The sequence below is a fragment of the Burkholderia sp. BCC0397 genome (assembly GCF_902832865.1).
Lineage (GTDB): Bacteria > Pseudomonadota > Gammaproteobacteria > Burkholderiales > Burkholderiaceae > Burkholderia.
The window spans coordinates 59,613-83,038 of sequence record NZ_CADFDL010000016.1 but is presented as its reverse complement, the minus strand read 5'-3'; the positions used below and the strand labels follow the sequence as shown (position 1 = coordinate 83,038).

22 protein-coding genes are annotated in these 23,426 nt (G+C 67.0%); 7 read left to right on the top strand and 15 right to left on the bottom strand.

All coding sequences use genetic code 11. The features are described from left to right. Window positions 1-72: 72 nt before the first annotated feature. The 4 genes from HWX03_RS31990 to HWX03_RS31975 all read right to left on the bottom strand — a co-directional run bounded on the left by HWX03_RS31990 (window position 73) and on the right by HWX03_RS31975 (window position 4,998). Window positions 73-1,272 carry an ABC transporter substrate-binding protein gene (locus HWX03_RS31990; RefSeq protein WP_175874009.1) on the bottom strand — a complete coding sequence of 400 codons (1,200 nt, stop codon included), beginning with the start codon at window positions 1,270-1,272 and terminating at the stop codon, window positions 73-75. Window positions 1,273-1,349: 77 nt separating this feature from the next. Continuing rightward, entirely contained in the window at window positions 1,350-2,105 is a 756-nt protein-coding gene (locus tag HWX03_RS31985) for an ABC transporter ATP-binding protein (RefSeq protein ID WP_175874008.1), read from the bottom strand. Then, window positions 2,102-2,881 carry an ABC transporter ATP-binding protein gene (locus HWX03_RS31980; protein WP_027783147.1) on the bottom strand — a complete coding sequence of 260 codons (780 nt, stop codon included), beginning with the start codon at window positions 2,879-2,881 and terminating at the stop codon, window positions 2,102-2,104. The genes HWX03_RS31985 and HWX03_RS31980 overlap by 4 nt, the downstream gene beginning before the upstream one ends. 431 nt (window positions 2,882-3,312) lie before the next feature. Beyond that, window positions 3,313-4,998 carry a choline dehydrogenase gene (locus HWX03_RS31975; RefSeq protein ID WP_175874007.1) on the bottom strand — a complete coding sequence of 562 codons (1,686 nt, stop codon included), beginning with the start codon at window positions 4,996-4,998 and terminating at the stop codon, window positions 3,313-3,315. Between the two features lie 190 nt (window positions 4,999-5,188). Between HWX03_RS31975 and HWX03_RS31970 the strand changes: the two genes are divergently transcribed. Next, window positions 5,189-6,088 (top strand): LysR family transcriptional regulator, encoded by a 900-nt coding sequence (locus tag HWX03_RS31970; protein ID WP_175874006.1) that lies wholly within the window; start codon window positions 5,189-5,191, stop codon window positions 6,086-6,088. Window positions 6,089-6,352: 264 nt separating this feature from the next. Then, window positions 6,353-6,886, top strand: coding sequence for a class IV adenylate cyclase (locus tag HWX03_RS31965; RefSeq protein WP_174432104.1), 534 nt, complete (start codon window positions 6,353-6,355; stop codon window positions 6,884-6,886). Window positions 6,887-6,952: 66 nt separating this feature from the next. Here HWX03_RS31965 and HWX03_RS31960 read toward each other — a convergent pair whose 3' ends face one another. Beyond that, window positions 6,953-7,438, bottom strand: a complete 486-nt coding sequence (locus tag HWX03_RS31960; RefSeq protein ID WP_050016018.1) for an Lrp/AsnC family transcriptional regulator — start codon at window positions 7,436-7,438, stop codon at window positions 6,953-6,955. Window positions 7,439-7,576: 138 nt separating this feature from the next. On the opposite strand from HWX03_RS31960, the gene phhA reads away from it, so the two are divergent. Beyond that, window positions 7,577-8,470: a phenylalanine 4-monooxygenase gene (phhA, locus tag HWX03_RS31955; RefSeq protein WP_217445659.1), complete on the top strand. Its 894-nt coding sequence runs from the start codon at window positions 7,577-7,579 to the stop codon at window positions 8,468-8,470. Between the two features lie 62 nt (window positions 8,471-8,532). After that, window positions 8,533-8,910 carry a 4a-hydroxytetrahydrobiopterin dehydratase gene (locus HWX03_RS31950; protein WP_279608059.1) on the top strand — a complete coding sequence of 126 codons (378 nt, stop codon included), beginning with the start codon at window positions 8,533-8,535 and terminating at the stop codon, window positions 8,908-8,910. Between the two features lie 92 nt (window positions 8,911-9,002). Here HWX03_RS31950 and HWX03_RS31945 read toward each other — a convergent pair whose 3' ends face one another. Next, window positions 9,003-9,233: a DUF3717 domain-containing protein gene (locus HWX03_RS31945; protein ID WP_006401493.1), complete on the bottom strand. Its 231-nt coding sequence runs from the start codon at window positions 9,231-9,233 to the stop codon at window positions 9,003-9,005. Between the two features lie 122 nt (window positions 9,234-9,355). Here HWX03_RS31945 and HWX03_RS31940 point away from each other — a divergent pair, with 122 nt between their 5' ends. Together HWX03_RS31940 and HWX03_RS31935 are read left to right on the top strand one after the other, a co-directional pair. Next, window positions 9,356-10,048 carry a response regulator transcription factor gene (locus HWX03_RS31940; protein WP_006401494.1) on the top strand — a complete coding sequence of 231 codons (693 nt, stop codon included), beginning with the start codon at window positions 9,356-9,358 and terminating at the stop codon, window positions 10,046-10,048. Between the two features lie 120 nt (window positions 10,049-10,168). Next, on the top strand, window positions 10,169-11,653 hold the full coding sequence (locus HWX03_RS31935; RefSeq protein WP_175823393.1) for a sensor histidine kinase: 1,485 nt from the start codon (window positions 10,169-10,171) through the stop codon (window positions 11,651-11,653). A 147-nt stretch (window positions 11,654-11,800) separates the two neighbouring features. On the opposite strand, the gene HWX03_RS31930 is transcribed toward HWX03_RS31935, so the two are convergent. From HWX03_RS31930 to mnmC, 7 genes are all read right to left on the bottom strand, one after another. Continuing rightward, entirely contained in the window at window positions 11,801-12,322 is a 522-nt protein-coding gene (locus HWX03_RS31930; protein ID WP_174388681.1) for an SET domain-containing protein-lysine N-methyltransferase, read from the bottom strand. A gap of 177 nt (window positions 12,323-12,499) precedes the next feature. Then, the gene (locus tag HWX03_RS31925; protein ID WP_175874004.1) at window positions 12,500-13,612 is read right to left on the bottom strand and encodes an NADH:flavin oxidoreductase/NADH oxidase; all 1,113 of its coding nucleotides are present in this window, start codon (window positions 13,610-13,612) and stop codon (window positions 12,500-12,502) included. A gap of 210 nt (window positions 13,613-13,822) precedes the next feature. Next, window positions 13,823-14,533 (bottom strand): glutamine amidotransferase, encoded by a 711-nt coding sequence (locus tag HWX03_RS31920; protein WP_175874003.1) that lies wholly within the window; start codon window positions 14,531-14,533, stop codon window positions 13,823-13,825. A gap of 28 nt (window positions 14,534-14,561) precedes the next feature. Then, window positions 14,562-15,200: a MarR family winged helix-turn-helix transcriptional regulator gene (locus HWX03_RS31915; protein ID WP_175874002.1), complete on the bottom strand. Its 639-nt coding sequence runs from the start codon at window positions 15,198-15,200 to the stop codon at window positions 14,562-14,564. Between the two features lie 507 nt (window positions 15,201-15,707). Next, window positions 15,708-16,823, bottom strand: coding sequence for a YbdK family carboxylate-amine ligase (locus tag HWX03_RS31910; RefSeq protein WP_059829849.1), 1,116 nt, complete (start codon window positions 16,821-16,823; stop codon window positions 15,708-15,710). Window positions 16,824-16,837: 14 nt separating this feature from the next. Next, the gene (locus HWX03_RS31905; protein WP_175874001.1) at window positions 16,838-18,052 is read right to left on the bottom strand and encodes a cation:proton antiporter; all 1,215 of its coding nucleotides are present in this window, start codon (window positions 18,050-18,052) and stop codon (window positions 16,838-16,840) included. A gap of 670 nt (window positions 18,053-18,722) precedes the next feature. Next, a complete protein-coding gene (mnmC, locus tag HWX03_RS31900) occupies window positions 18,723-20,654 on the bottom strand; it encodes a bifunctional tRNA (5-methylaminomethyl-2-thiouridine)(34)-methyltransferase MnmD/FAD-dependent 5-carboxymethylaminomethyl-2-thiouridine(34) oxidoreductase MnmC (RefSeq protein ID WP_175874000.1) in 1,932 nt (643 codons plus the stop codon). Window positions 20,655-21,042: 388 nt separating this feature from the next. Here mnmC and HWX03_RS31895 point away from each other — a divergent pair, with 388 nt between their 5' ends. After that, window positions 21,043-21,321, top strand: coding sequence for an HU family DNA-binding protein (locus HWX03_RS31895; RefSeq protein WP_006401505.1), 279 nt, complete (start codon window positions 21,043-21,045; stop codon window positions 21,319-21,321). A 130-nt stretch (window positions 21,322-21,451) separates the two neighbouring features. On the opposite strand, the gene HWX03_RS31890 is transcribed toward HWX03_RS31895, so the two are convergent. Next, window positions 21,452-22,765, bottom strand: coding sequence for a GTP-binding protein (locus HWX03_RS31890; RefSeq protein WP_279612258.1), 1,314 nt, complete (start codon window positions 22,763-22,765; stop codon window positions 21,452-21,454). Window positions 22,766-22,923: 158 nt separating this feature from the next. Next, window positions 22,924-23,409, bottom strand: a complete 486-nt coding sequence (locus HWX03_RS31885; RefSeq protein ID WP_175873998.1) for a lytic transglycosylase domain-containing protein — start codon at window positions 23,407-23,409, stop codon at window positions 22,924-22,926. Window positions 23,410-23,426 lie beyond the last annotated feature (17 nt).

The following is a 23,426-nucleotide window of genomic DNA, read 5'->3' as shown; positions in this document are numbered from 1 at the left end:
GCGGGCGGCGCAGCGGGCACATCGCTGCAGCCGCCACCGTGCGGCGCGCCCGTGCGCGCCGCTACGCGATGCTTACTTCCACAGCGCGCAGCGCGTTTCCTGCTTGGTGCCGAACGCCTGTTCGCCCGGAATCGTCGCGAGCACCTTGTAGTAGTCCCACGGCTCCTTCGATTCCGACGGCTTCTTCACTTCCATCAGGTACATGTCGTGGATCATGCTGCCGTCCTGGCGGATGTAGCCCTTCGCGTAGAAGTCGCTGATCTTGATCTTCTTCAGCTCGGCCATCACCTTGTCGGAGTCGGTCGTCCCGGCGGCCTGCACGGCCTTCAGGTACGTCGTCACCGACGAGTAGTCGGCCGCCTGCAGGCTCGACGGCATCTTCTTCATCTTGCCGAAGTAGCGCTGCGCCCACTGGCGCGACGCCGCGTCGCGGTTCCAGTACCAGCTGTCGGTCAGCACGAGGCCTTGCGTCGTTTCGAGGCCGAGGCTGTGCACGTCGTCGATGAACATCAGCAGCGCGGCGAGCTTCATCGTCTTCGTGATGCCGAACTCCTTCGCGGCCTTGATCGAGTTGATCGTGTCGCCGCCGGCGTTCGCGAGGCCGAGGATCTGCGCCTTCGACGATTGCGCCTGCAGCAGGAACGACGAGAAATCCGACGCGGACAGCGGGTGGCGCACCGCGCCGAGCACCTGGCCGCCGTTCGCCTTCACGACGTCCGACGTGTTCTTCTCGAGCGCCTTGCCGAACGCGTAGTCGGCCGTCAGGAAGAACCACGTCTTGCCGCCCTGCTTCACCACCGCCGAACCGGTGCCCTTCGCGAGCGCCATCGTGTCGTACGCGTAGTGGACCGTGTACGGCGTGCACTGCTCGTTGGTCAGCGTGTCGGCGCCCGCGCCGATGTTGATGTAGACCTTCTTCTTCTCGCCCGCGACCTGGTTCATCGACAGCGCGGTGGCCGAGTTCGTGCCGCCGACCAGCAGGTCGAGCCCGCCGCGGTCCATCCATTCGCGCGCCTTCGACGCGGCGATGTCGGCCTTGTTCTGGTGGTCGGCATAGACGACCTCGATCGGCTTGCCGAGCACCTTGCCGCCGAAGTCCGCGACCGCCATGCGGATCGCCTCGAGACCGCCCTGCCCGTCGATATCCGCGTAAAGCCCCGACATGTCGGTGATGAAGCCGATCTTCACGGTATCCGCCGCGTGGGCGGCGCCGGCGGTGAACGCGGCGGTCGCGAGCGCGAGACAGGCCTGTGCGAGGGTCTTCATTTTCATTGACGTCTCCTGTTGTTCTGATGCGTTGTGGTTGTTCGAGGGCCGCCACGGCTAGCGGCAAGGGAAACGGGGCGGCGTCACACTCCGAGCAGGTCGTGCAGGGTCGGCATCTTGCCTTCCAGTTCGGATGCGCGGAAATGCTCGACGATGCTGCCGTGCTCCATCACGTAGAAGCGGTCGGCGAGCGGCGCGGCGAAGCGGAAATTCTGTTCGACCATCACGATCGTGTAGCCGCGCGCCTTCAGCGCGACGATCATCCGCGCGAGCGCCTGCACGATCACCGGCGCCAGGCCTTCGGAGATCTCGTCGAGCAGCAGCAGGTTCGCGCCGGTGCGCAGGATCCGCGCGACCGCGAGCATCTGCTGCTCGCCGCCGGACAGCCGCGTGCCCTGGCTCTGCCGGCGCGACGCGAGGTTCGGGAACATCGCGTAGATCTCGTCGAGCGACATCGCGTGCTCGACCGGCCCGATCAGCGGCGGCAGCATCAGGTTCTCCTCGCACGACAGGCTCGAGAAGATCCCGCGCTCCTCCGGGCAATAGCCGATGCCGTAATGCGCGATGCGGTGCGTCGCGAGGCCGATCGTCTCGTGGCCCGCGACCTTGATCGACCCGCTGCGGCGGCCCGTGAGGCCCATGATCGCGCGCAGCGTCGTCGTGCGGCCCGCGCCGTTGCGGCCGAGCAGCGTGACGACCTCGCCGCGATGCACGGTCAGGTCGACGCCGTGCAATATGTGGGATTCCCCGTACCAGGCCTCCAGGCCCGTGATCTCCAGCGCAGGCGTACCGCTCTCGACGCCGCTCAATTCGCGTTCCTCCCGTTCGCTGTGCTTCATGCGTGCGCCCCCGCGAGCGCCGCATCGGCACTGCCCATGTAGGCCTCGATCACGAGCGGATTCTTCGATACTTCCGCATACGAGCCTTCGGCCAGCACCTCGCCGCGTTGCAGGACGGTGATCGTGTCGGAGATCCCCGCGATCACGTTCATGTTGTGTTCCACCATCAGGATCGTGCGGCCGCTCGCGACCTTCTTGATCAGCGCGGTCACGCGGTCGACGTCCTCGTGGCCCATCCCCTGCGTGGGCTCGTCGAGCAGCATCAGTTCGGGTTCCATCGCCAGCGTCGTCGCGATCTCGAGCGCGCGCTTGCGGCCGTAGGCGAGCTCGACGGTCGGCACGTGCGCGAAATCGGTGAGGCCGACCTGCGTGAGCAGGTCCATCGCGCGATCGTCGAGCCGCTTCAGCGTGCGCTCGCTGCGCCAGAAATGGAATTCGGTGCCGAGTGCCCGCTGCAGGCCGATGCGCACGTTCTGCAGCGCGCTCAGGTGCGGGAACACGGCCGAGATCTGGAACGAGCGGATGATGCCGCGCCGCGCGACCTGCGCGGGCCGCTCGTCGGTGATGTCGATGCCGTTGAAGACGATCTGGCCGGCCGTCGGCGTCAGAAATTTGGTGAGGAGGTTGAAACAGGTGGTCTTGCCCGCGCCGTTCGGCCCGATCAATGCGTGGATCGCACCGCGCCGCACACGCAGGTTGACGCCGTTCACGGCGGTGAAGCCCCTGAATTCCTTCGTCAGTCCGCGTGTTTCCAGAATCGTGTCGCCGAGAATCATGTTCCCTTCCGTACGAAGTCAGGCGAAGCACCGGGAAGCCTGGCGCGAGCGCCGCGAACAGGTCAGCGGATCAGCGGTCTGCCCCCGGGCGCCGTGGTACGCCTCGAGGGTGGTCTCCCGCGCCGACGCGTATGCACATTGCGCAACATTGTCGCGCCGTTGGTGCAGTGCAATCATCGGGATTTGCACTTATAGGGGTGACCGCCCTATCGGACGCGACTGCACGCGGTTTCTCGCCGTGCTTTTTTGACACGTGCATCATCATGCGTTGACCTGCTGCAGCACGTGGCATGCAAGCGCCGAAAAAAAACCGCGCAACGGCGCGGCTTGCACGGATCTTGCCGTCGAGCGGAAGCGCCGGCAGCTTGTTTCGCATAGCGAATCAGCGGGCGTTCGCATGACGGCCCGCTGGCGCACATGTCAGCGGGCCGTCATGCAGCCGTCGCCGCGGCCTCGGTTCGCACCGACGTCGTTTCGCGCGCCGCCCGGAGGTCGGCACGAATCATGTCGCTCGCGCGCTCGGCGATCATCAGCGTCGGCGAATTGGTGTTGCCCGACGTGATGAACGGCATCACCGACGCATCGACGATCCGCAACCCGGCGATGCCGCGCACGCGCAGCCGGCTGTCGACCACCGCGCGCGCGTCGTCGGCGCGCCCCATCCGGCACGTGCCGACCGGGTGGAAGATCGTCGTGCCGACGGCGCCGGCCGCGTCGATCAGCTCGGCTTCGGTCCGGTACTGCGGGCCCGGCAGGATTTCCTCGGGGCGGTAGCGCGCGAGCGCCGGCGCGGACGCGATCCGGCGCGTGAGACGCAGCGCGTTCGCGGCAACGTGCCGATCGTGATCGGTCGACAGATAGTTCGGCGCGATCGCCGGTGCGGTGCCCGGATCGGCGCTCGTGACGTGCACGCTGCCGCGCGAGCTCGGCCGCAAATGGCAGACCGACGCCGTAAAGGCGTTGAAGCCGTGCAGCGGCTCGCCGAAGCGTTCGAGCGACAGCGGCTGCACGTGGTACTGGAGATCGGGGCGCGTGAGTGCGGGATCGTCCGGATCCGATTTCGCGAACGCGCCCAGCTGCGACGGCGCCATCGACATCGGCCCGCGCTGCAGCAGCGCATATTCGGCGCCGATCATCAGCTTGCCCCACCAGTGCGCGGACAGCGTGTTGAGCGTGCGCACGCCGTCGACGCGAAACGCCATCCGCAATTGCAGGTGATCCTGCAGGTTTTCGCCGACGCCCGGCAGATCCTGCACGACGTCGATACCGAGCGCCTGCAGCCGCCGGCCGTCGCCGATGCCCGACAGTTCGAGCAGTTGCGGCGAATTCACCGCGCCCGACGTCAGCAGCACTTCCGCCCGCGCGCGCGCGACGTAATCGGTGCCGCCGCCGTGGTACTCGACGCCGACCGCGCGCCGCCCGTCGAAGATCACGCGCTGCGCATGCGCGCCGGTGATCACGGTCAGGTTCGGGCGCGCCATCGCGGGCCGCAGGAACGCCTTCGACGTATTCCAGCGCACGCCGCGCTTCTGGTTCACCTCGAAATAGCCGACCCCGGTATTGTCGCCGCGGTTGAAATCGTCGGTGGCGGGAATGCCCGTCTGCTGCGCAGCCTGCGCGAACGATTCGAGGATCTCCCAGCGCAGCCGCTGCTTCTCGACGCGCCAGTAGCCGCCCGCGCCGTGCGCGTCGCTCGCGCCCGCGTGGTGATCCTCGCTGCGCTTGAAGATCGGCAGCACGCTGTCCCACGACCAGCCGGCATCGCCGGTTTCCTGTGCCCAGTTGTCGTAGTCCTCGCGCTGGCCGCGCATGTAGATCATCCCGTTGATCGACGAGCAGCCGCCGAGCACGCGGCCGCGCGGATACGACAGCGCACGGCCGTTGAGCGCCGCTTCGGGCTGCGTCTTGTACAGCCAGTCGGTGCGCGGGTTGCCGATGCAATACAGATAGCCGACCGGGATATGAATCCAGTGATAGTCGTCCTTGCCGCCCGCTTCGAGCAGCAGCACGCTGATGTCGGGATCCTCGGTCAGGCGGTTCGCGAGCACGCAGCCCGCGGTGCCCGCGCCGACGATCACGTAGTCGAATTCGCCCTCGAGCGTGCGTTGAGTACTCACGGCGTGTCCCCTTCTTGCTTGTTGTGCACCGCGCGGCGCGATGCCGCGCGCATTTTCAGCATAGTGCGTCGCGTCGGGCGCCGCACTGGCGGCCCCAGCGCCACGACCCGATGAAGCGTACTCCCGCGCGCGGCCGCCGATCCAATGAGTTATGCTGAACTGCGTTATAAGCCGCGCTCATATCACGACGATGGATCTCACCCTGCTCCGCGCATTCGCGACGGTCGCGCGCGAAGGCAACCTGACGCGCGCCGCCGCGCAGTTGCACCTCACACAGCCGGCCGTCAGCCTGCAGATCAAGCATCTGCAGGAAACGCTCGGCGTCGCGCTGTTCACGCGCACGTCGCGCGGGCTCGCGCTCACGCGCGACGGGCAGACGCTGCTGCCGCATGCGGAACGCGCGCTCGCCGCGGCCGCCGACGTGCAGCGCGCCGCCGCCGCGCTGCGGCACGAGGTGCGCGGCCGGCTGCGGATCGGCACGATCCTCGATCCGGGGTTCCTGCGGCTCGGCGGTTTCCTGCGCGCGCTGGTCGAGACCCATCCGCAGATCGAGACCGCGCTGCGGCACGGGATGTCGGGCTGGGTGCTCGAACAGGTGCGCGCGCAGGCGCTCGACGTCGGCTACTACATCGGCCGGCCGGGCGACGACGATCCGCTCGACGGCGCGCTGTTCCACACCGTCACGCTCACGCATTTCCAGTACCGCGTGCTCGCGCCGGCCGGCTGGAAGGAGCGCGTGCAGCGCGCGCACGACTGGCGCGCGCTCGCCGCTCTGCCGTGGATCTGGACGCCGCCGGCGTCCGCGCACCACCGGCTGCTGTCGCGGCGTTTCGCGAAGGCCGGCGCGCAGCCGGTGAAGGTCGCCGAGGTCGACCAGGAGCAATCGATGCTCGACCTCGTCAAATCGGGGATCGGGTTGACGCTCGCGCGCGATTCGACTGCGCTGGCCGAAGCGCACGCGCACGCGCTGACGATCGTCGAACGCGTGACGGTGCCGACCGAACTGACGTTCGTGACGCTCGCCGAGCGGCGCGACGAGCCGGCGATCGCGGCCGCGCTGCGGCTGATCGAAGCGCAGTGGGCGATATGAGCGTGGCTGATGTCGATGCGGGCGGCCGCGCACCGGGCGTCGACGCCTGACGCACCGCCGGTCGCCCGTCTGCAACCGACGCCATGCGAGCAAGCGCATGCAGGCGACAAGGGATAAGGGAACCGGCGACGCATCCGGATCGCCCGCCCCGCGTCGTATCGCCGCGTCCGTGCCGCGTCCCGTCCGCTCGTCACGCCGCCTTCGCAGGCTTTTTGCTAGATTGTGCGTTCGCACACCGCGAGACCCCGATTGAAGGAGACCCGCATGGCCCGCAACATCGAGATCAAAGCCCGCGCCCGTGAATTCGACCGGCTGCGCGAACAGGCGGCCCAACTCGCGACCGAAGCGCCGTTGTTCTACCGCCAGCAGGATTTCTTCTACGACGTGCCGCGCGGCCGGCTGAAGCTGCGCCGCTTCGAGGACGGCACGCCGGCCGAGCTGATCTTCTATCAGCGCGATGACCGCGACGGCCCGAAGGCGTCGTACTACACGCGCAGCCCGGTGACGAACCCCGACGCGATGCATTCGCTGCTCGCGACCGCGCTGACCACGCGCGGGATCGTGACGAAGGAGCGGCACGTGTACCTCGCGGGCCGCACCCGCATCCATCTCGACCGCGTCGACGGCCTCGGCGATTTCATCGAGCTCGAAGTCGTGCTCGGCCCGGACGACGACGAAGCCGGCGGCGAAGCCGAAGCGCACGAGGTGTTCGCGAAGCTCGGCGTGGCGCAGGACGATCTCGTCGCGGTCGCGTACGTCGATCTGCTGAACGCCGACACCCAGCCCGAAACGGCCTGATCCGGCCCCACCGAAGGCGACGCCGCGGGGGCCGCCTTCAGCGCCAGCGCCACTACTGCCTCCCCGTCACGCGGCGCCGGGCGCCAGGTGCGCGAGCGGCAGTGCACCGTTGCGCTTGAAGGTCGTCAGCACGATGTTCGAGCGCACGCTGTCGACGCCCGGCACCCGCATCAGCTTCTTCATCACGAACTGCGACAGCGCGTTGAGATCCGGCGCAACGATCCGCAACAAATAGTCGGCATCGCCGACCACCGCATGGCATTCGAGCACTTCGGGCAGCACGTCGATCTGCTGCTGGAACTGCTCGATGATCGAATCGCCGTGATGCTTGAGCTTCAGGCTCGTGAACGCGGTCACGCCGAGCCCGAGCTTTTCGGGCCGCAGCATCACGCGGTAGCCTTCGATCACGCCGGCCGCCTCGAGCCGCTGCAGCCGCCGGCCGATCTGCGACGGCGACAGCGGCACCTGCTCGCCCAGTTGCTGATGCGTCGCGCGACCGAAGCGCTGCAGCACGTCCAGCAGCGCGAGATCGAAGTGATCGAGTTCCAGCATGAGCATTCTCCGCATTGATTCGCTATTTGATGCGCGATTATCGCATCATCCGGCAAATCGACGCCAACTATGCGCCCAATCCGCGCGCAGCCCGCTCTACACTTGCATGGTTCCAACCACAGCGTGCAGAGCCTGATCATGTCCACCGTCGTCACCGCGAAACTGCAGGAGCAGTTCGACGCGGGCCTCGAAACCCGCGCCGATTTCACCATCGACCAGCCGCTGCAGCGCTACGGCCAGGTCGACCACGCGGTGTGGCAGCAGCTCTATGCGCGCCAGTCGGCCCTGCTGCGCGGCCGCGCGTGCGATGCGTTCGTCGCCGGGCTCGGCAAGATCGAGCTGCCGGCCGATCGCGTGCCGTCGTTCGCCGACGTGAACCGTCAGTTGAAGCCCGCGACCGGCTGGGAAATCGTCGCGGTGCCGGGCCTCGTGCCCGACCGCGTGTTCTTCGCGCATCTCGCGAACCGGCGTTTCCCGGTCACCTGGTGGATGCGCCGTCCCGACCAGCTCGACTACCTGCAGGAACCCGACTGCTTCCACGACCTGTTCGGCCACGTGCCGCTGCTGATCGACCCGGTGTTCGCCGACTACATGCAGGCGTATGGCCGCACCGCGCTCGCGGTCGCCGACGACGAAGCGGCACTGGCGCGGCTCGCGCGCCTCTATTGGTATACGGTGGAATTCGGGCTGATCCGCGACCCGCGCGGCACGAACGGGCTGTCGATCTACGGCGCCGGGATCGTGTCGAGCAAGGGCGAAAGCCTGTACAGCCTCGAAAGCGCGGCGCCGAACCGGCTCGGGTTCGACCTGGAACGCGTGATGCGCACGAAGTACCGGATCGACACGTTCCAGAAGACCTACTTCGTGATCGACGATTTCGCGCAGCTGTTCGCGCTCGCCGACGTCGACGGCCGCGCACTGGCCGACCGGCTCGCGGCGCTGCCCGAATTCGCGGCCGGTGCAGTGCGCGAGACCGACCGCGTGCTGCATCGCGGCACGGGCGAAGGCTGGCCCGACGACGCCGACGCGTGACACGCCGGGCGCCGCGGTGCCGACCGCCGGCCGCCCGTCACCCTGTCCGCAACTATGAAACAATGAACGATGCCGGCTTCGCCGCGCGGCGCAGCCGCGCGCGGGCGCCGTTACCGAACGAGAGGTGCAAGATGATCCACAAGCTCACATCCGAAGAACGCAAGACCCGGCTCGAAGGCCTGCCGCTCTGGACGGCCGTGGCGGGCCGCGACGCGATCCAGCGCCGCCTGCGCTTCGCCGATTTCAACGAGGCATTCGGCTTCATGACGCGTGTCGCGATCAAGGCGCAGGAGATGAACCACCATCCCGAATGGTTCAACGTGTACAACCGCGTCGACGTCACGCTGTCGACCCACGACGCCGACGGCCTGACCGAACGCGACATCGAACTCGCGCGGTTCATCGACGGTGCCGCCGCGCACGCGCAACCGGGCGCCTGAGTCCCGCCTCTACCGCCGCGCATCTTTCGGTGCGCGGCGCGTCAACTTTTCATTTCGATGAACGTTTTCTAGGATGTACTGAGCGAAAGCCTTCAGCTTTCCAAGCCATCCTTAAGGCGCACGTAAGTCTCGTACGCTTTCCGCGCTTTGGGGTCCAATCCTTCCAGTTGCAGCGCGCTTTCGCGCTGTACAATCAGCAGCGCATACGGCTTGGAGAGCGCGCTGGCCTCTTCGCAGAGTTTGAGTTCGTCGCCGCTCGACGGCGAGCGGGCGCGCCAGAAATTGATCGCGGCTTCTAGGTCGTGGATCGAAATATCGGACATGATTGGATTTAATCGTTCGCTGGCCGCCATGCTTGATGTCAGGCGATGCGGCGCCCCTGTGGAAACGGCTTCGTGCTGTCCGCGTGCCTGAACCGCCAACCCATTGTACTTGAGCGAACTTCATGCGACTCCTTCTGATCGAAGACGACCGCCCCATCGCACGCGGTATCCAGAGCAGCCTCGAGCAGGCTGGCTTCACCGTCGACATGGTGCATGACGGCATTTTTGCCGAACAGGCGCTGGCACAGAACCGCCACGAACTCGTGATCCTCGACCTCGGCCTGCCGGGCATCGACGGGATGACGCTGCTCACGCGCTTCCGCCAGACCAACCGCCACACGCCGGTCATCGTGCTGACCGCACGCGACGAGCTGAACGACCGGATCCAGGGCCTGAACTCCGGCGCCGACGACTACATGCTCAAGCCGTTCGAGCCGGCCGAGCTCGAAGCGCGCATCCGCGCGGTGATGCGCCGCAGCGGCCCGCACAGCGACATGCCGCGTCCCGAAGTGTCGCTCGGCGGCGTCCGCCTGTCGGGCGTCGACCGCCGCATCTTCAACGACGACAAGCCGCTCGAACTGTCGCCGCGCGAATTCGCGGTGCTCGAGATGCTGCTGCTGCGTCACGGCCGCGTCGTCAGCAAGGCCCAGTTGCAGGATCACCTCACGCACTTCGGCGGCGATCTCGGCGACACCGCAATCGAAGTCTACGTGCACCGCGTACGCAAGAAACTCGAACAGTGCCGCGTCGAAATCGTCACGGTGCGCGGCTTCGGCTACCTGCTGCAGGAAATCCGCCAGACGGCGAGCGTCTGAGCGACGCCGCGCGCCGGCCGGCCACGTGCCGCCGGCGCATGCGTGCTGCTCCGCGTCGCCGCTCCCGGCGCACGACCGCGCCGCTCCCCGTGAGCGGCGCTTATCCATTTGCCCGTCGAAATGTCTCCTGATCCGGCTGTGACCACCAGCCTGCGCCGCTCGCTGCTCCGGCGCCTCGCCGCCCCGCTGTCGATGCTCGCGCTGATGAGCGGCCTGATCGCCTACTGGCTCGCGTGGCAATACACGCAGCACGTGATCGACCGCTCGCTCGCCGATCTCGCGACCGCCATCTCCAAGCAGATCCAGATCGCCGGCCCCGACGCGCAGTTCACGGTGCCGCCGCTCGCGCAGGCGATGTTCTCCGATCCGGCCGAAGCGCTGATTTACCGGATCAGCGACGGCGAGGAGGAACTCGCCGGCGATCCGAAGCTGCCGCTGCAGGGCATCAACGTACGCCGCATGCATCACGCGTACGTGTTCGAGGCCGAATACGACAACCGCGCGGTGCGGGTCGCGCAGGTGCGCGTCGACAACGTCGAAGGCGGCCGGCCGATGGTCGTCGAAGTCGCGCAGCCGGTGCGGCACCGCTACCGGATCGCGGCCGAATTCCTCGTCGCGATCATGATGCCGCTGCTGCTGCTGCTGCTCGCGGGCTGGGGCATCGTGTGGCGCGTCGTGAACCAGCAGCTGGGCCCGCTCACGCATCTCGCCGATTCGCTGAACCGGCAGACCCACACGTCGCTGGAACCGGTCGACGAAACCGACGTGCCGCTGGAGATCCGGCCGCTGACGAGCGCGATGAACGCGCTGCTCGGCCGCCTGAAGACCGCGCTCGACGCGCAGCGCAAGTTCATCGCCGATGCCGCGCACCAGTTGCGCACGCCGCTCACCGCGGTGAAGCTGCATGCCGAACAGGCGGCCGTCGCGCGCGACCCGCACCAGACCTTCGCCGCGGTGCGCGAGCTGCGCGCGGCCGCGGACCGCGCGGTGCGGCTGTCCAACCAGTTGCTGTCGCTCGCGCGTGCCGAGCCGGGCGAACAGGCCGCACGCTTCGTCGATGTCGATCTCGCGGCGATGGCGTTCGAGACGGGCGCCGAATGGGTGCCGCGCGCGCTTGCGTCGCATGTCGACCTCGGCTTCCAGCGCAGCGACGATGCGGGCGACGACGAGAAGCTGATCGTGCGCGGCAACCCGGTGCTGCTGCGCGAGGTGATCGCGAACCTGCTCGACAATGCGCTGAAGTACGTGCCGCTCGCGCGGCCGGACGGCGCACGGATCACGGTGAACGTCGCGCGCGCCGCGCTCGAGGACAGTCAGCCGGCCGCCGAGATCGTCGTCGAGGACAACGGCCCCGGCGTGCCCGCGAACCAGCAGGCCGACCTGTTCAAGCGCTTCTTCCGCGGCGACGCGCAAAGCGGCAACGGCGTCGAAACAGGCGCCGGGCTGGGGCTCGCGATCGTGCACGACATCATTGCGATGCACGGCGGCACCGTGTCGTACGAGGATGCACCGGAAGGCGGCTCGCGCTTCGTGGTGCGGGTGCCGCTCGCCGCGCGGACGGAGCAGCCGGCCAGCGAAACGCCGGCTGCGGCGCCGACGCACTGAGCGATGCGCGGCGGGCAGCCGCCGGCCCGTTGACCGGGCGGCCCGCCGGAGCAGGAATGGAAAGACGGCAGCGAATGACGGGCCGCCACGACGCGGCAACCGTCGGCTGAAACGACAGCGGCAGCGCGCGATGCGCTGCCGCCGGCCTTACTTCTTGCTCTTCTTGTCCTTCGAACCGGACGCGGACTTGCCGTCCTTCTTCTTTTTCTTCTTCCCGCCTTCGTCGGACGTCGCGAGCAACGTGCCGCGGCACGACGCCGCACCGCAGTGGCACGCGTATTCGCGCTTGAGCTTCTTCGTCAGCTTCGCGTCGATCACGAGGCCGTAGTCGTAGAACAGCTCCTCTTCCGGCCCGATGTCGCGCAACGCGTGGATGTACACGCGGCCTTTGACTTCCTCGGCTTCGCAGTTCGGCGCGCATGAATGGTTGATCCAGCGCGCGCTGTTGCCGTCGATCTTGCCGTCGATCACGCCGCCTTCGTCGAGTGCGAAGTAGAACGTATGATTCGGCTCGCTCGGGTCGTGCGGATGGCGGCGCAGCGCTTCCTTCCACGAGATTCGCTCGCCCTTGTATTCCACTACGCGCTCGCCGGCCTTGATCGGCGCCACGGCGAACACGCCCTTGCCGTGTACTCCCGAGCGGCGCACCGCGATCCTGCGTGAACTCATCGAACCAATCCTTGTGAAGACGACTTGAAGGGAAGCGGCCGCGATCGCGGCCGGGCGCCGCGCCAAACGAAAACGCGGCACCGGTCGGTGCCGCGTCGGGGCATGCGGCGAATCATCCGCATCCTACACGTTCGATATTGCTTCGTTCAACATCGCGCGCAATATTGCGCGATGCGCTCAGCGCTGGCCGAATGCGACGTCGCCGAACAGCGCCTTGTGCTCGCGCGGCTGCGAGCGCCAGTATTGCGGCGGCGCCGTCACCTGCGCGCCGAGTTCGGCCGCCGCGTGCCACGGCCAGCGCGGGTCGTACAGCATCGCGCGCGCCATCGCGACGAGATCGGCATCGCCGGCCTCGATCAGCCGGTTCGCATGCTCGGGGTCGTTGATCAGGCCGACCGCGATCGTCGGCATGCCGACCGCCCGCTTCACGGCCTGCGCGAACGGCACCTGGTAGCCGGGCGACAGCGGAATCTTCTGCAGCGGCGACACGCCGCCGGACGACACGTCGATCCAGTCGCAGCCGCGGCGCTTCAGTTCGTGCGCGAACGCGATCGTATCGTCGAGTTCCCAGCCGCCTTCGACCCAGTCGGTCGCGGACACGCGCACGCCGACCGGCCGGTCTTCCGGAAACGCGGCGCGCACGATCTCGAAGATCTCGAGCGGAAACCGCATCCGGTTTTCGCGCGAGCCGCCGTATTCGTCGGTGCGCCGGTTCGCGAGCGGCGACAGGAACTGATGCAGCAGGTAGCCGTGCGCCGCGTGTACTTCGATCGCATCGATGCCGAGCCGCGCGGCCCGCCTGGCCGACGCCGCGAAGGCTTCGCGGATGCGGTTCAGGCCCGCGGCATCGAGCGCGAGCGGCGGCGTCTCGCCGTCCTTGTGCGGCACGGCCGACGGGCCGTGCGGCAACCAGCCGCCGTCGGCCACCGGCACGAGCTGGCCGCCTTCCCATGGCGCCGCGCTCGACGCCTTGCGCCCCGCATGCGACAACTGCATCGCGACGCGGACCGGCGAATGCTTGCGGATCGCGGCCAGCACCGGCTCCAGCGCGGCTTCGGTCACGTCGTCCCACAGGCCGAGGTCGCCATGCGTGATACGTCCGTCGGGTTCCACCGCGGTCGCTTCGATGCACAGCAGCCCCGCGCCCGACAGCGCGAGATGGCCGAGGTGAATCATGTGCCAGTCGGTCGCTTCGCCGCGTTCGGCCGAGTACTGGCACATCGGGGAAATCACGATCCGGTTCGGAAGAGTCACGCCGCGCAGCGTGAACGGAGAAAACAGCGCAGTCATGGAAGCCGCTCGCCAGGAAAGGGAAAGAGCGGACGAGCGTAGCACGCACGCCTGAACCGTGCAGACGGCGCGATCGGCAGTAAGCGGATGGTCAGGTATGGCCGGCCGGATGCCGGCAGTGCGCGGAATGGGCGGTGTACGGCGATGCGCCGGCCCGCAACGGATGCAGGCCGGGCCCAACCTTCGCAGCGGGCGGAGCCGCCCGCGACGTCAGAGCCCGACGCTGCCGAGCCACTCCGCGAACATGTGCCGTGCGGCCGTCTCGAGCACGGGGCCATGCTGCGCGGTATCGGCACGCAACTGGCGCGCGTCGACGCCGGGCGTCGCGGCGATTTCGCCGGCGTTCGCGATCAGCCACGGTTCGAAGCGATCGGTACGGATCTCGGGATGACATTGCAGCGCCAGCACGTGCTGCCCCCAGGCGAATGCCTGGTGGCGGCAGGCCGGCGTCGACGCGAGATGGATCGCACCGCCCGGCAGGTCGAACGTATCGCCATGCCAATGCAGCATCGACGTCGTCGCGCCGTCGAGATGGCGCAGCGGCGACGCGCGGCCGGCGTCGGTGAGCGTCAGCGGCGCCCAGCCGAGTTCGTGCTGCGCGGCCGGATAGACACGCGCCCCGAGCGCCCGCGCGATGAACTGCGCGCCGAGGCAGACGCCGAGGATCGGCAGCCCCGCGTCGATGCGCTGGCGCACGAGCGCCAGCAGCGGCGCGATCGTCGGATACTGCGCATCGTCGTACACGCTGAGCGGCCCGCCGAGCACGACGAGCAGCGACGGCTCGAGCACGTCGAGCACCTCGACCCGCGACGATCCGACATCGACATAGCGCACCCGTCGACCGCGTTCGCCGAGCACCTGCTCGAAGCTCCCGAGATCCTCGAAATGCACGTGGCGGATCGCCACGACTTCAGCGTTCATCATCGGCCTCCCGGTCGATCGACGGACGTCAGCCTGCGAAGATCTTCCAGGTCTTCTTCTGCGTCGCCGCGTCGGCTTCTTCCTGCACCGGGCAGTCGAGACGCAGATCGCTGTCGGACATCGAGATGTCGAGCGCCGCGCAGTGATGCACGGTCTTCTTCGACAGCTTGCCCGGCTGGAAGTGGGCGCACGTCAGGCACATGCGCTGCGGCGGCGTCGCACCGGCCACCTGCAGCTCGCGCAGCGTCTTCAGCAGCGCGCGATACAGCGTGCCCTGCTCGTCCGCGCCGAGCTTGCCGACCGCTTTCGTCAGGAATTCAGGCCATTGCAGCGCCTTCTTCGCGGCCGTGCGGCCACGCGCCGACAGGCGTACGGCCAATGCCCGGCCGTCGTCCAGCGCACGGCGCTTCTCGACGAGCCCCTTCGTCTCGAGCGTGCTGACCGCATCGCTCGTGGTGGCCGCGGTGAGCTGCGTCTCGCGCGCGATCTCGCCGAGCCGCATCGGGCCCTTGCGCTGCAGCAGCAGCACGAGAATCTCGCCCTGCGTCGGCGTGAGGCCAGCGCCTTCCGCCCAATCCCATGCCTCGCTCCGCATGGCCGTGCTCAACCGCAGCAGGCTGTGGGTCACACGTCCCGAAGCCTGGTTCCCGTAAACGCCTTCGCTCATAGTCTTTTCGCTTTGCCGCCGCCCGGATGGCCGAGCGGCCGTAGTGTGGAGATCGAATCTATCTCAAAAACAGACGCACGCTCTCGAGTGCGTCAGCACGGCCGTCGCGAGGCACACGCGGCGGTCGCGTTCGCGGCGACCAGAGACACACGCATCGTTTCCGGTGTCCGCAAAGCCGACATTCTAAGCGAGAGCGGAAAATCGCACAGCTAAGTTATCCCCTGCACTCTGTGGAAAATCGCTGGATAACCGCATTTTTTCGTTGTGCGCGCAATGTCGCGCACCCGCGAAACGGGGCGCGCCGGCATTTTCCTGTTCGGATCGGCCATCGGCCGCACGGTAATGATCCACCGGGTTATCCCACCCGCAGAGCGTTGACTTTGCAGTGGAATATCGGGTTATCCACAGATTTTGAGGACGCCTGCCGATGATTTCGGCGCGACACGACGCCGACTGCCGTTCAGCGAATGGCAGTGCAGTCGATCCCGCAATCTGCAAAACATTTTTTCACCCACGCCAACGTAAGCACTGCTGCCGGACCGTCTCGTTCAGCGATTTTTCCTGTTTGAAAACGGTTCTCAACCACGATGCGTCGTTCACGCGCGCCTTCGCGAGCGCGCCGATCTCGTCGAGCGCCGCGCGCGAACCGAGCGCGGCCGCATGCGGCGCGATCCGGTCGAGCGTGTCGAGGATGTCCTCCGCGATCGTGCGGCGCTCGCCCGTCTGAGGATTCACGCAGGTGCCCTCGAGCCCGAAGCGGCACGCTTCGAAGCGGTTGAACGTGTAGACCAGGTAATCGTCCTCCGACAGCTTCAGCGGCCGGTCGGTCAGCAGGTAGCGAGCAAGTGTCTGGATGTAGCAGGCGATCGCCGCCGCGCGATCGACCGACAGCGGCGTGTCCATCACGCGCACCTCGATCGTGCCGTAGCCGGGCTTCGGCCGGATGTCCCAGTAGAAGTCCTTCATCGAGTTGACGACGCCCGTGTTCACCATCTTCGTGAAGTACTCCTCGAAGCTGTCCCAGGTCAGCACGAACGGCGCGCGGCCCGACAGCGGGAACGCGAACACCGAATTCAGGCGCGCCGAATGGAAGCCCGTATCGACGTTCTGCACGAACGGCGACGACGCGGACAGCGCGATGAAGTGCGGAATGAAGCGCGACATCGAGTGCAGCAGGAACAGCGCGCTGTCGGGATCGGGGCAGCCGATGTGCACGTGCTGGCCGAACACGGTGAACTGCTTCGCGAGATAGCCGTACAGCTCGGAGATGTACTGGAAGCGCGGCGCATCGTAGATCTGCCGGTCGCTCCATTGCTGGAACGCATGCGTGCCGCCGCCGGCCAGCCCGACGTTGAGCTGGTCGGCCGCCTTCACGAGCACGTCGCGGATCGCATGCAGCTCGCTGACGGCCTGCTCGTGCGAATGGCAGATGCCGGTCGACAGCTCGATCATGCTTTCGGTGATTTCCGGCGTGATGTTGCCGGGAAAGGTCTCGCCCTGGATCAGGCGCATCAGGTCGGATGCCGCTTTGGTCAGGTCGTAGTTGTGCGTGTTGACGACCTGGATCTCCAGTTCGACGCCGAACGTGAACGGCTCGGAATTGACGAAGGTTTCGAGTGCCATGGCAGGTTCCGGAATCAGTTGCTGTCGCTGCGTTCGCCGACCGCCGACAGGCAGCGGTAGACGACGAACGGGCTGACGAGCTGCAGGATCACGATCGAGCACATCACGATCGCGCGCAGGTGCGGGTCGAAATTCGGATAGAGCTGGTAGGTATCGTCGACGAGCAGGTACGACAGCGCGGACATCGGCGTGAGCGCGATGCCGAGCGCGACGCCCTGCTTCATCCCGAGACCGCTCGGCTTCGCGAACGCGACGACGCCGGCCAGCTTCGCGGCGAGCCGCGTAACGATCAGCACGATCGCGAGCAGCCCGCCGAGCGCGATGTCGCCCCACGTGAACGACGTGAGCGTCAGCACGAACAGCACCACCGTCAGCAGCCAGCCGGCCGTGCCGAAGTGCTCGGGCCACAGCTGCGGCCGCGCTTCGAGGTTCTTCACGATGATGCCGGCGAGCAGCAGCGTGAGCAGCGTCGACAGCTTCAGCGCCTGCGCGACGGCGATCGCGAGCATCACGAGCCCGAACAGCGCGACGAACGAATGCTCGTCGCGCATCGTCGCGTTCATGTGACGGAACAGGTAATTGCACGAACGCGCGACGAGATACGCGACGATGAACGAACCGGCGAGCAGGTAGAGCGGTTGCAGGATCGTCGCGAAAACGTTGCCGTACGCTTCCTGGTGCAGCCAGCTCGTCACGAGCTTGGTCAGCACGATCGCGTACACGCTGTTGAGCGCGGTGAGCGTGATCAGGCGTTGCGACACCTGCCCTTCCGCACGCAGTTCGGTCTTGAGCTGGATCACCATCGACGGCGACGTCGCGATCGCGATCGCCGACAGCACCAGCGCGACCATCCCCGATACGCCGAGCGCGAGCATCACGAACAGCACGAGCACGAACGTGAGCGTGGCTTCCGCGAGGCTCGACGCGACGAGCCACGGATTGCGCCGGATCCAGCGCAGGTCGAGACGGCTGCCGAGTTCGAACAGCAGCAGGCCGAGCGCGACGTTCATCAGCAGCCGCGAGGTTTCGTCGGTGCTCGTGTCGATCACGCCGAATCCGAACGAACCGGCAATCAGGCCGATTACGGCATAGCCGGTGATGCGCGGCAGGCGCCACGCGCGGTAGCACAGCTCGCCGCACAGGCCGGCTGCGAACAGTGCGAGCCCGGCCCAGAACACGGCATCCGGCGCGAGCGGCCAGTTGGGCAGGAATGAGAACGCCGACTTCATCGTGGTGACTTCTCCTTTGGAAGCAACCGCCAGCGACGCGGGGTCAAGCGTCAGAAATGGATGCGCGCCGGCTGGGTATCGCCCCGAATGTGATTGTTGTGCTCGACGATGGCGGTACATGGGGTCCGCCTGTTCCGCCACAGGGCGGAACGTCGTTCAGGTTGCCGATCTGGATTGTCGGCCTGGTGTGTGAACGGACTGCGCAGTCTCGAAGATTCAGATTCGAAATCGTGCCGACCGTTCCATTGAAGCATGTCCGGCGCTTGGCCGAACGAACGCGAAGGAAACCGATTGTGCCACAGCTTTTTCGCTCCGGAACCGATTGAATCGACTCGCGGCGCTGTGCGGCCCCCAGGTCTTTGGTTTCAAAGGTTTACTTGTATATATACGTAGTAGAAGTTAACAAAGGACGCACAGTTCTGTGGATAACTCCGGTTTACGCTGGCAGATCAAGGTGTTGGCGAAACCATAACCGGTTGCACAGGCTGTTCGTGCACAGACATTTGAGTTGAGCAACTTTCGGGCCGATTCACAGCTGTGCCGAGTTGCCCAGTTTACGTCCACTGTGATTACACACGAAGTGCGTGCGGATTTCGCAAGGTTATCCACAGCATTGCGTGGATAACCTTGCGCAGGAAAATCGGGAAACTGTGAGGAGGTGCACGCCCGGTCAGCCCGTCGAACCGACGCGGCGTGCGCGCAGTGCGCGGATCAGGAAGCGGGCGGGATCGACCGCGTCGGCGAGTTCGCGCTCGAGCGGCCACGGCTCGCCTTCGAGTTGCGAGGCGATCAGCTCGGCGCCGAGCGCAGCCCACACGAGGCCGCGCGAACCGAAGCCGAAGGCGCCGTAGAGGCCGGGCATGCGCGGCAGGTCGCGTGCCTGCGCACCGCCCAGCGCGCGTGCGTTCGCGGTGGCCTGCGCTTCGTCGGCGAGCGGGCCGACGAGCGGCAGGCGGTCGCCGACGACCCAGCGGAACGCCACGCGGCCGCGCAGCGTGGCGGGATCCGGCAGGTCGCCGATCAGGCCCGGCAGCAGGTGCCGCACGCGGTCGAGGTTTTCGGCGTGGCCGGCCGCGCGCATCGCGGGGTCGGTGTCGTCGGGTTCGAACGTGGCGCCGATCAGCAGCGTGCCGTCGTCGAGCGGGACCGCGTAACCGTCGCCGATCGTCGGGCACGGCAGCGGCGCCGTCGTGCCCGGCGGCAACAGCGTGAGCTGGCCGCGTACCGGTTGCAGCGCGACATGCTGCAGCCCGGCAAGACGCGCGGCGTCGCCCGCGTTCGCGAGCACGACGACGGGCGCATCGGCCAGCGTGGCGCCGGTATCGTCGAGCGCATGCCAGGTGTCGCCCCGCCGTTCGAGCCGTGCGACGCAGGTGGACGCAAGCAGGCGCACGCGCTCGCCGGCCGCCGCATATTGCGCGGCGCACAGCCCGGCCGGCCAGACGGCGCCGCCGTGCGGAAACAGCAGGCCGCCATGCGCGACCGGCAGATTCAGGTGTGCACGCGCGGCATCGGCATCGAGCAGCGTCACGTAGTCGGACGGCGCGCCGAACGCATCGAACGCGTCGCGCATCCGCGCGAAATCGTCGGCCGATTCGGCGAGATGGATCATCCCGTGCGTGCTGTGTGCGAACGCATGCCCTGCGCGTTCGAGGGCGCGCCAGCGTGCGATCGCGTGCAGGAAGCCGCCGCGCGTGAGCCGGCTCGCGACGTTGTCGTCGCGCGTCATCAGCGGGTGGAACACCCCGGCCGGATTGCCCGACGCTTCGCTCGCGATCCGTTCGTGCCGTTCGATCAGCGTGACGTCCCAGCCGCGCGCGGCCAGGCGTTCGACCACCGCGCAGCCGGCGAGGCCCGCGCCGATCACGATCGCACGGCGCGCTGCAACGGGCAGTGCACGCGGCGGCTCGTGCCGGCGCGCGCGCCAGCGCGGCGCATATTCGCCGACGAGACGATCGTCGACTTCGCGGCACGTGAAACCTGTTTCGCCGAGCGCGTGTTTCACGTCGTCGGACTTTGCATGCGTCGCAAACGTCGCGTGTTCGCCGGCGATTTTCGCGAGTGCGCGGACGCCGTCGTTCGATGCCGCGGCGCCGTCGAGAAAAAACGCATCGGCGCGCGCGACGAGCTTCTTCAACAGGTCGATCGCATCGCCGAACGCGAGCGTGAGCACCACGCGCCCTTCGTCGAATTCGAGCCGGTGCAGGCCCGGCACGAGTATCGGCCATGCATCGATCAATGCATCGACGTCTGCCGATATGGTTGTGTCTGCAACCATATGCGAAACCGCGCGGCGCAGGTCGTCGCGCGAGAACGGGTGCGGTTCGACCGCGACGACATGCAGCCGTTCGCAGCGTGCAGGATCGTCGCGCCACGCGGCCCATGCCGCAAGGAAGCCGGCGCCCGCGCCGAATTCGGTTGTGACGATCGTGAACGTTCGGCGGCGCTGCCAGCGCGCGGGCAGCCCGTTGCCCGCGACGAACGCGCGATGCGCGTGCGCGAGCGTGCCGGATGCACCGCGATGAAGCTCGCCGAACTCGGGCGAGACGAGCGTGCCGTCGTCGCGAAACGCGAGCGTGGCGGAAACAAGTCGGTCGGGCATGCGAAACAAAAAACGTGGCAGCCAAGCCTGGCAAGGGATTGCGGGAGGCCGTCCGAACGGCCGTTGGAAAAGGGCAACGGGGCGACGTACGGGCGGACCACGCTGCGTATCCTGTCCGGTTGGCGCAGGTCAAAAAACGGGCAATCGACGATTCATTCGGCGAAATACCGATGAAAATCTTTGAAACCCTTGTCGTTATTGGGTTTGCGCTGCGCTATCATAGCAACGCCGTACCGCGGGGTGGCCACCGGCAAGCCGGAGGGCGCGTCGCGCGGGCCAGGATTCGGCGCTGTGTCGTCGGAGTCTGACTCTCGACGGCACGGTTCGCGCACGTATAATCGGCGCGTTCGCGCTGTTCGTGTCAACCTAACCTGATAAAGGAACCTTAATGAACAAACAGGAACTGATCGACGCCGTCGCCGCCCAAACGGGCGCCAGCAAGGCTCAAACCGGCGAAACGCTGGACACGCTGCTCGAAGTCATCAAGAAGGCCGTGTCGAAGGGTGATGCGGTTCAGCTGATCGGCTTCGGCAGCTTCGGTTCGGGCAAGCGCGCAGCACGTACGGGCCGCAACCCGAAGACGGGCGAAACCATCAAGATCCCGGCAGCCAAGACGGTCAAGTTCACGGCTGGCAAGGCGTTCAAGGACGCCGTCAACAAGCGTTAAATCCGCGCCTGTTCCAGAAAAAAACCCGCCTTTCGGCGGGTTTTTTGTTGTGCGCGCGCGGCATTTTCGCCACAGTCCGCGCCGCTCTTGCAAAAGTTAACGGTTACTTTTACAAGCCGTTACAACGCGATCACGCGTGCACGATTTGCGTGTCGCCATGATCGTCGTCGTCGTGCGAATCGACATCCCACGCGGGGAACGGATCGTCGAACGCGGCCCATCCCGCCGCGCCGAGTGCGAACTCCGCATCGGTCAGCAGGCACGCGTCGAGTTTCGCGCGCCAGGCATCGGCGTCGAGCGCGATGCCGATCAGCACGAGTTCCTGCCGGCGATCGCCGACCGTGCGATCGTCGAGATCGCCCAGCCATTCGGTGCGGATTTCGGCGAGCAGCTCGTCGTCGTCCGGCCATTCCGCGCGATCCTGCGCCGCCCACCACAAACCCGCCGGCCCGTGCCGGCATACGCCGCCCGCCTGCGACAGCGAACCCGCGATGTCGTTGCGCGTCGCGAGCCAGAAGAATCCCTTGCTGCGCAGCACGCCCGGCCACTCCTGATGCAGCAGCGCCCAGAGTCGTGCCGGGTGAAACGGCCGGCGCGCGCGGTAAACAAAATTGCCGATCCCGAATTCGTCGGCTTCGCCGTGCACGTGCGCATGATGGTCGTCATGGCAGTCGGGGTCGTCGCAATGCGTGTGGCCGTGGTCGAGCGACGTGAGCCAGCCCGGCGCGTTCGCGGCTTCGTCGAAATCGAAGCGGCCGGTGTTCAGCACTTCGTCGAGCGGCACGTTGCCGAACGTCGACACGACCTGGTGCGCGCGCGGATTGAGCCGCGCGAGGATGTGCTGCAGGCGCGCGAGATCGTCCGCGCCGACCAGGTCGGCCTTGTTGATCACCAGCACGTCGCAGAATTCGATCTGCTCGATCAGCAGCTCGACGAGCGTGCGGTCGTCGTCTTCCGACGCGGCGATGCCGCGCGTCGCGAGTGCGTCGTCGGAGCCGTAGTCGCGCAGGAAGTTGTACGCGTCGACCACGGTGACGAGCGTGTCGAGCCGCGCGATGGCCGACAGCGACGCGCCGTCGTCGTCGACGAACGTGAAGGTTTCGGCGATCGGCATCGGCTCCGCGATACCGGTCGATTCGATCATGATCGCGTCGAAGCGGCCTTCGGCGGCGAGGTTGCGGATCTCGATGAGCAGATCGTCGCGCAGCGTGCAGCAGATGCAGCCGTTCGACATTTCGACGAGGCGCTCCTCGACGTGCGACAGCGCCTGCGCATCGCGCACGAGCGACGCGTCGATATTGACCGCCGCGAGATCGTTGACGATCACCGCGACTTTCAGGCCCGCGCGGTTCGCGAGGACGTGGTTGAGCAGCGTGGTCTTGCCGGCGCCGAGGAAACCGGACAGCACGGTGACGGGCAACGGCTGTTTCATTGCCGGATTCATGATGATATGCACCAACGGAAAAGATGAAAAAGCGGCCGCGGCGCCCTGCCGGGGCGCGATCGGCCCGCACGCGGGCGAAACGGCGGCGTCAGCCCGCATTGTGCATCAAACGCGCGCCGGCCGGCCGGCGCGGCGTCAGCCGGCGATGCGGCGCGGAATCACTGAGCGGCCTGCGTGGCCTGAGCAGCCTGGGTGGCCTGAGCGGGCGGCAGCAGCTTCCACTGCGTCAGGATCCCGGCGATCTGCCGCGCGTACTTGTCGCGCAGCGACGGCGTTTCCGAATGATAGGCGCCGACCGCCTGCCACGTGTTGCCGTAGCGGTTCATCTTCTGTTTGAGATGCCACGCGGCGATGTACACGTTCTTGCACGGTTCCATCAGCGTGTCGCGGCCGATCCCGTAGCGCGACAGCGTCGGCAGGTGGATCGAATTGATCTGCATCAGGCCGTAGTCGACCGAGCCGTTCGTATTCTTGTTCAGCGCAGCGGGCCGGTTGCGCGACTCCTGCCACGCGATCGCGCGCAGGATCAGCGGATTGACCTGCTGGTATTTGGCCGCTTCGTCGAAACAGTCCGCGCGTGCGTTGCCGCTGGCGAACCACGCGCCGGCGGCGATCAACGCGATCGAAGCGAACCGTCTGTTCATCGTGCGGAAAAGAAAGG

Coding starts and splice junctions, on each gene's coding strand:
- HWX03_RS31990 (WP_175874009.1), bottom strand. CDS start 1,272: ATGAAAATGAAGACCCTCGCACAGGCCTGTCTCGCGCTCGCGACCGCC.
- HWX03_RS31985 (WP_175874008.1), bottom strand. CDS start 2,105: ATGAAGCACAGCGAACGGGAGGAACGCGAATTGAGCGGCGTCGAGAGC.
- HWX03_RS31980 (WP_027783147.1), bottom strand. CDS start 2,881: ATGATTCTCGGCGACACGATTCTGGAAACACGCGGACTGACGAAGGAA.
- HWX03_RS31970 (WP_175874006.1), top strand. CDS start 5,189: ATGGATCTCACCCTGCTCCGCGCATTCGCGACGGTCGCGCGCGAAGGC.
- HWX03_RS31965 (WP_174432104.1), top strand. CDS start 6,353: ATGGCCCGCAACATCGAGATCAAAGCCCGCGCCCGTGAATTCGACCGG.
- HWX03_RS31960 (WP_050016018.1), bottom strand. CDS start 7,438: ATGCTGGAACTCGATCACTTCGATCTCGCGCTGCTGGACGTGCTGCAG.
- phhA (WP_217445659.1), top strand. CDS start 7,577: ATGTCCACCGTCGTCACCGCGAAACTGCAGGAGCAGTTCGACGCGGGC.
- HWX03_RS31950 (WP_279608059.1), top strand. CDS start 8,533: ATGAACGATGCCGGCTTCGCCGCGCGGCGCAGCCGCGCGCGGGCGCCG.
- HWX03_RS31945 (WP_006401493.1), bottom strand. CDS start 9,233: ATGTCCGATATTTCGATCCACGACCTAGAAGCCGCGATCAATTTCTGG.
- HWX03_RS31940 (WP_006401494.1), top strand. CDS start 9,356: ATGCGACTCCTTCTGATCGAAGACGACCGCCCCATCGCACGCGGTATC.
- HWX03_RS31935 (WP_175823393.1), top strand. CDS start 10,169: ATGTCTCCTGATCCGGCTGTGACCACCAGCCTGCGCCGCTCGCTGCTC.
- HWX03_RS31930 (WP_174388681.1), bottom strand. CDS start 12,322: ATGAGTTCACGCAGGATCGCGGTGCGCCGCTCGGGAGTACACGGCAAG.
- HWX03_RS31925 (WP_175874004.1), bottom strand. CDS start 13,612: ATGACTGCGCTGTTTTCTCCGTTCACGCTGCGCGGCGTGACTCTTCCG.
- HWX03_RS31920 (WP_175874003.1), bottom strand. CDS start 14,533: ATGAACGCTGAAGTCGTGGCGATCCGCCACGTGCATTTCGAGGATCTC.
- HWX03_RS31915 (WP_175874002.1), bottom strand. CDS start 15,200: ATGAGCGAAGGCGTTTACGGGAACCAGGCTTCGGGACGTGTGACCCAC.
- HWX03_RS31910 (WP_059829849.1), bottom strand. CDS start 16,823: ATGGCACTCGAAACCTTCGTCAATTCCGAGCCGTTCACGTTCGGCGTC.
- HWX03_RS31905 (WP_175874001.1), bottom strand. CDS start 18,052: ATGAAGTCGGCGTTCTCATTCCTGCCCAACTGGCCGCTCGCGCCGGAT.
- mnmC (WP_175874000.1), bottom strand. CDS start 20,654: ATGCCCGACCGACTTGTTTCCGCCACGCTCGCGTTTCGCGACGACGGC.
- HWX03_RS31895 (WP_006401505.1), top strand. CDS start 21,043: ATGAACAAACAGGAACTGATCGACGCCGTCGCCGCCCAAACGGGCGCC.
- HWX03_RS31890 (WP_279612258.1), bottom strand. CDS start 22,765: ATGAATCCGGCAATGAAACAGCCGTTGCCCGTCACCGTGCTGTCCGGT.
- HWX03_RS31885 (WP_175873998.1), bottom strand. CDS start 23,409: ATGAACAGACGGTTCGCTTCGATCGCGTTGATCGCCGCCGGCGCGTGG.